General features: G+C 33.6%; 4 protein-coding genes. 1 reads left to right on the top strand and 3 read right to left on the bottom strand.

Going from position 1 to position 5,074, the window contains the following annotated elements:
- Both WBN21_RS15060 and WBN21_RS15055 read right to left on the bottom strand, forming a co-directional pair.
- The coding region (locus tag WBN21_RS15060) for an anion permease (RefSeq protein WP_424201709.1) at positions 1–1,863 on the bottom strand (1,863 nt) is incomplete at its 3' end.
- Between the two features lie 81 nt (positions 1,864–1,944).
- Positions 1,945–3,153, bottom strand: coding sequence for a porin (locus WBN21_RS15055; protein ID WP_424201707.1), 1,209 nt, complete (start codon positions 3,151–3,153; stop codon positions 1,945–1,947).
- 394 nt (positions 3,154–3,547) lie between these two features.
- On the opposite strand from WBN21_RS15055, the gene WBN21_RS15050 reads away from it, so the two are divergent.
- Entirely contained in the window at positions 3,548–3,862 is a 315-nt protein-coding gene (locus WBN21_RS15050; protein ID WP_424201705.1) for a toxin-antitoxin system YwqK family antitoxin, read from the top strand.
- 80 nt (positions 3,863–3,942) lie between these two features.
- Here WBN21_RS15050 and WBN21_RS15045 read toward each other — a convergent pair whose 3' ends face one another.
- Positions 3,943–5,073, bottom strand: a complete 1,131-nt coding sequence (locus tag WBN21_RS15045; RefSeq protein WP_424201703.1) for a multidrug transporter — start codon at positions 5,071–5,073, stop codon at positions 3,943–3,945.
- Position 5,074 lies beyond the last annotated feature (1 nt).

Genomic DNA, 5,074 nt, shown 5'->3' with positions numbered 1-5,074 from the left:
GATGTAAAAACCACTAGCATTTACACTAGATTCATCTAAGTTTTTAATGAAATAGAAAATATTGTCTCTCAGGGCATCTACTTCTTCCGTTAATTTAAGGACTTGCTTTTTGTTCTTTTTAAGAAGTGTTGTGTCTTGTTTCGCAAGACCATTTATAGCATTGCTGTAAATTTTATTTCCTCTTTTTACAACATTAGCAATATTCTTTGCGCTTTCATGTATAACACCTTGCACAGAGCTACTTTCAGAGTCTGTTAAACTATCTTCAGCAACCGTTTTATTTGAAGATTCTTTGTGCGATAAATAGTTTCTTACTAACAATATTGCAGTTAATAATAAAAGTATTGGTGTCATTACTTTAGGATTCCAGTTTACTAAAAACACAACAATCCCAGCAGCAAAAAAAGCACCAATAGCGGTTCCAAACCAACCAGCAATTACATTTAAAACACCAGCTACTCTATATACAGCGCTTTCGCGGCCCCAAGCACGATCTGCAAAAGATGTACCCATGGCTACCATAAAGGTAACATATGTAGTAGATAAAGGTAATTTCATAGACGTTGCAAGTGCAATTAAAACACCAGCAACCATTAAATTAACTGAAGCTCTAATCATGTCAAAAGCAGGTAAGTCTTTACTTTGCTTTTTAGTTAAGGCTTTAGCGCTAGGTTTTTCAAATCTTCGCTCTATTTTTTCTTGAATAGAGTTTGGAACAAGAGCACTAAAATAATTTGATAAAGAGGTTGAACCTCTTACAATGCCTCTAGAAAAACTATTAGGTTCAAACTTTTCATGAGTATCACCTTGAGTTGATAAACTAATTTCTGTTTCGGCTACAGTTTTAGCCTTTTTAGAAAACCATAAGGTTAATACCATGATGCCACCAGAAATGAATAATAATAATGGCTCTGCAGGTACTTTTTTCTCTAGAACTGCCATAGAAAAATCTGCAGGTAAAGTGCCTGATGTTAAAAAGGCTTGTTGCATAGCTTCATAAGAATGAAATGCAGCCATAGGAACACCAATAAAATTCACTAAATCGTTTCCTGCAAATGCTAATGCCAAACCAAAGGTTCCAACGGCAATAACGACTAACAGAACGCTTTTTTTAGTTATTTGTTGAAATGCATAAGAAAACAACATACAAAACGCCAAACTTCCTAGAACGATATATAACTCATTACCATCCATGAAACTCGCAATATTTTTATAGAATGGAGTACCTTTTAAACCTTTTAATAAGATAAAATAAAGTATAGTAGCTAATGAAATTCCTCCAAAAATAACTCCAAAATATTTCTTTTTTGTCTCATATTGAAAAGTGAAAATTAAACGAGATACCCATTGTACCAAAGCACCAACAGTAAAAGCAATAAAAACGGACATGACTATACCGGTAATAATTTCTACAGCTTTTTTAGTGTTTATATAACTCCCTATATCGGCTAAAGTTTCTGAGTCTGAAGCAGTAATTTTAATTATAGACATAACAACTGCTGCACCAAGTAAATTAAATACAATAGAAACTGTTGTCGATGTTGGTAGTCCAAGCGTATTAAAGAAATCTAATAATAAGATATCTGTTATCATCACCGCCATAAAGATGTACATAATCTCATCAAAGCTAAACATGGCTGGTACAAAAATTCCTTTTCGCGCAACCTCCATCATACCGCTTGAAAATACGGCTCCAATAAAAATACCTAAACTAGCAACTATCATTATAGTTCGCATAGAAAGTACTTTAGAACCGATAGCAGAATTTAAGAAGTTAATAGCATCATTACTAACACCAACAACAATATCAACAACCGCTAATACAGTAATAGCAATTAACATTAATAAGTAAATATTATCCATAATTTTTTAATTAAAATAAGTTTGCAAATGTCTTTAGTTAATTTGAGTGTAAAGTTACCTAATTGTTATGATTTAAATTAATTAAAAATGAATATCAAATCCAAATCTAAAAGTAATGTTATCATCATTACCATTTAAGGTGGTGTAACTAATATCAGACTGTACTTTTAATTTATGCCCAACAATATATTTTGAAACTCCTAAAGTATATTGCTCTGTTGGTGATGCTCCGGTAATAGCTTCATATTCTAAAGTCGTAAAACGACCAACTATTTCGTAGTTGTCTTTAAATAAGTAACCTGCTTGCAAGTTTAAAGCATTACCAGTTAATACAACGTCCCCTGTTGGAGTAGTCCCATCTAATTCCGTGGCAATTTCATCATCGGCTGTGCGTTTTGCATATTCACCCATAAATGAAAACCCGTTGTATTTAAACATGGCATCCGCAAAAATGGTAGTTTGATCTGTTTCATATATAGATCCATCAGTTCTTATCATGTAATCGCCAGCAAAACCTCTTTCTCTAACAGCGTCTTGGTTATAGTTGTATGTAAATCCAAGCATTAATTTTGGAGTTGCCTCACGCTTTAAATCTGATTGAAAATAATCGCCTTTAGATTTAAAAGCACCAAGGGGTAAAAATTCAAGTCTTGCGGTATATTGTAAACCACCTTGATTTCCTTCTGAAACATTTCTACCTTCACCTTGAGAAATAGCGAATTTTTCACGCATTAAGAAATCGCCACCTAAATCTGAGTTATGACGTAACTGAATACCCAAATCACGGTCAATATTAAAACGGCTGTTTAATAAAGAACGATCAATTAATTGAAGATTTGCAGAAGATACTACACGCTCAACGTTTCCTGGAAGTTTAGTTTGTCCTGCCCAAAGTTCCCAGTTTTCAGCAAAATTCCACATTAAAACAGCATCAAGAATGATTCTTGGGGTATCACGGTTAAATTCATCAGCTCCTGAAATATCTCTATTGGATAACCCTAATTCAATTTTGTATTTTAATTTTTGGCTATAAGCAAAACCATCAAATTTTAAACGTGCACGACGCACAATAAAAGTGTGATCTGGACTTGTGTACTGAGCGCCATCATGATCCCATGAAGACTCAGAACGTACTTGAAAACGAGGTGCAAACTTTATACTAAAAGAACTGTCTTTTGCTGTATAGTTAATTAATCCGCTTCCGAAAGTTGTATCGCTTATTTCTTGTGCGTTTAATACTATTGAAAACGCCATCAAGCAGATTGATAGAATTGTAATTTTAAATTTCATTATTTATTAGTTTTTTGTCGCTGCAAAGAACTAAAACCAATGTTAACTTAATGTTTCCTAATGATTAAATTTACAATAAAAAAAGACTGCCTTGGCCTAAGGCAGTCTCATTAGAAATCATGATAATGTAAGTCGACAAAAACTAATAGATTATATGAAATACTAATTGTTTTGTCTCAAGACGTTACAAATATCTGTTTTTAAGGTAACTTTCATGTAACCTTAATATTAAGTAATTATTAATTTCCAATGTTAAATCTTTGGCTATTGATAAAGTTTAAAGTGATGATAATCAAATAATTATAAATTTAATGTTAATTCAACGTTAAGAGCGTGTTGTTTAAATGTTACGTAATTTGTATATTTGATTTATAATGTTAAAACCCCCATAATTATGAAGAAGTTATTATTTGTTTTTGCTTTTTTAATTACTGTGGTCTCTTTTGGACAAAAAGAAAGAGAATTAAAACTTAATAAAGACACAAATTTAATTGATGTTGTTTATTATCATGACAATGGTGTTGTAAGCCAAACAGGGTCTTACACAGTAGATGGTAAATTACAAGGTGTTTGGTTAAGCTTTAACACAGAAGGCAAGAAAACAGTTTCTGCAAATTATGATAATGGAAAAAAAGTCGGCAAATGGATTTATTGGATTGACGGATCTACAAAAGAAGTCAATTATGAAAATAATGTTGCTTCGCTATAGTTTTTAGCGCAGTTAAAAATCAAAAAAGCATCCTAAATTTAGGATGCTTTTTTATTATTCTATTTTTCGAGTATGTATAACTAGTTTCCTGTTGTCCAGCTTGCTCCCCAAGTGGCATAATCTGTACCAGTTGCATTTCCAATACCGGTTAAAAAATCTGCATCAGCAAAAGTATCGCCCGTATCATTTTTAAATGGCGTCGTCACATCCGTAAAAGTAACATTAGCTGCATCTAGGTCTCCGTTTATAACTCCTGTTCCTGTTGGGTTATCGCTACTTGCTCCAGCATCTCCATCTAAATCAAATCCTTCAGCAAAACCTTGAATTAAAATATTATTAAATATACCTTGAGTTCCAGCTCTTAATCTTATAGCTTCGTTTCCTGTTGAAGAACCTAAACCTATAATGGTAACATCTGAAACAGTAGGTTTAGACCAGAATTTAGGACTAGATAAGTTCCCAATATCTGTATTATAACCATCACATTCAAAACCTTTATCGTGATCTGCGCCATGTTTAACATAAGCGTTTGTTACTTTTCCTGTAAAACCTTCTGTCCAATCAATTGAATCGTCTTGACAGTTAATGACAACTGCATGATTAACTTCAACAGTACCACCAAAAAACTCAATACCGTCATCAGCACCTTCGTAAGCTTGAATGTAATCTACGGTTGTACCAGCACCTACGCCATAGAAAGAGAATCCGTTATTTTCAGAAGAACCATCAGCGGCACCACCAGAATATTCTACACGTACATAACGAATAATTCCTGAGCTATCAGCATTATCAGTTCCACCATATGGCAAGCTTCCAATTTCTGATGTAGAAGTAGCGGTTCCAGTTACAGAGTTTATTGAAGCTTTTCCTAATATAATTAATCCGCCCCAATCGCCTGCTGAAGGAACAGCAGCACCAGAAGTCATAACAATAGGGTTAGTGGCAGTTCCGTTAGCAATAATTTGTGCACCTTGCGAAATAGCGATGTACACATCGGCACCTGTTGCCACTGCTTTAACAGTAACACCTTCTCCAATAATTAAATTTGCGCCATCAGACATAATTACCGGACCGCTTATAGTGTATGTATTGTTAGCTTCAAGTACTAAATCTGATGAATATTCAGCTGCATTAATAGCAATGTCCTCATCAGTAGTGCCAGTACTACCACCGTTAGTTGTATTGTTTATAATACTGTTGTCAGTAATAATG

The sequence above is a fragment of the Algibacter sp. genome, from assembly GCF_049667265.1.
In the GTDB taxonomy this organism is placed as follows: Bacteria; Bacteroidota; Bacteroidia; order Flavobacteriales; family Flavobacteriaceae; genus Algibacter_B.
The sequence above is the reverse complement of the archived record's forward strand: the minus strand, read 5'-3'. Positions and strand labels throughout refer to the sequence as shown.

Coding starts and splice junctions, on each gene's coding strand:
- WBN21_RS15050 (WP_424201705.1), top strand. CDS start 3,548: ATGAAGAAGTTATTATTTGTTTTTGCTTTTTTAATTACTGTGGTCTCT.
- WBN21_RS15055 (WP_424201707.1), bottom strand. CDS start 3,153: ATGAAATTTAAAATTACAATTCTATCAATCTGCTTGATGGCGTTTTCA.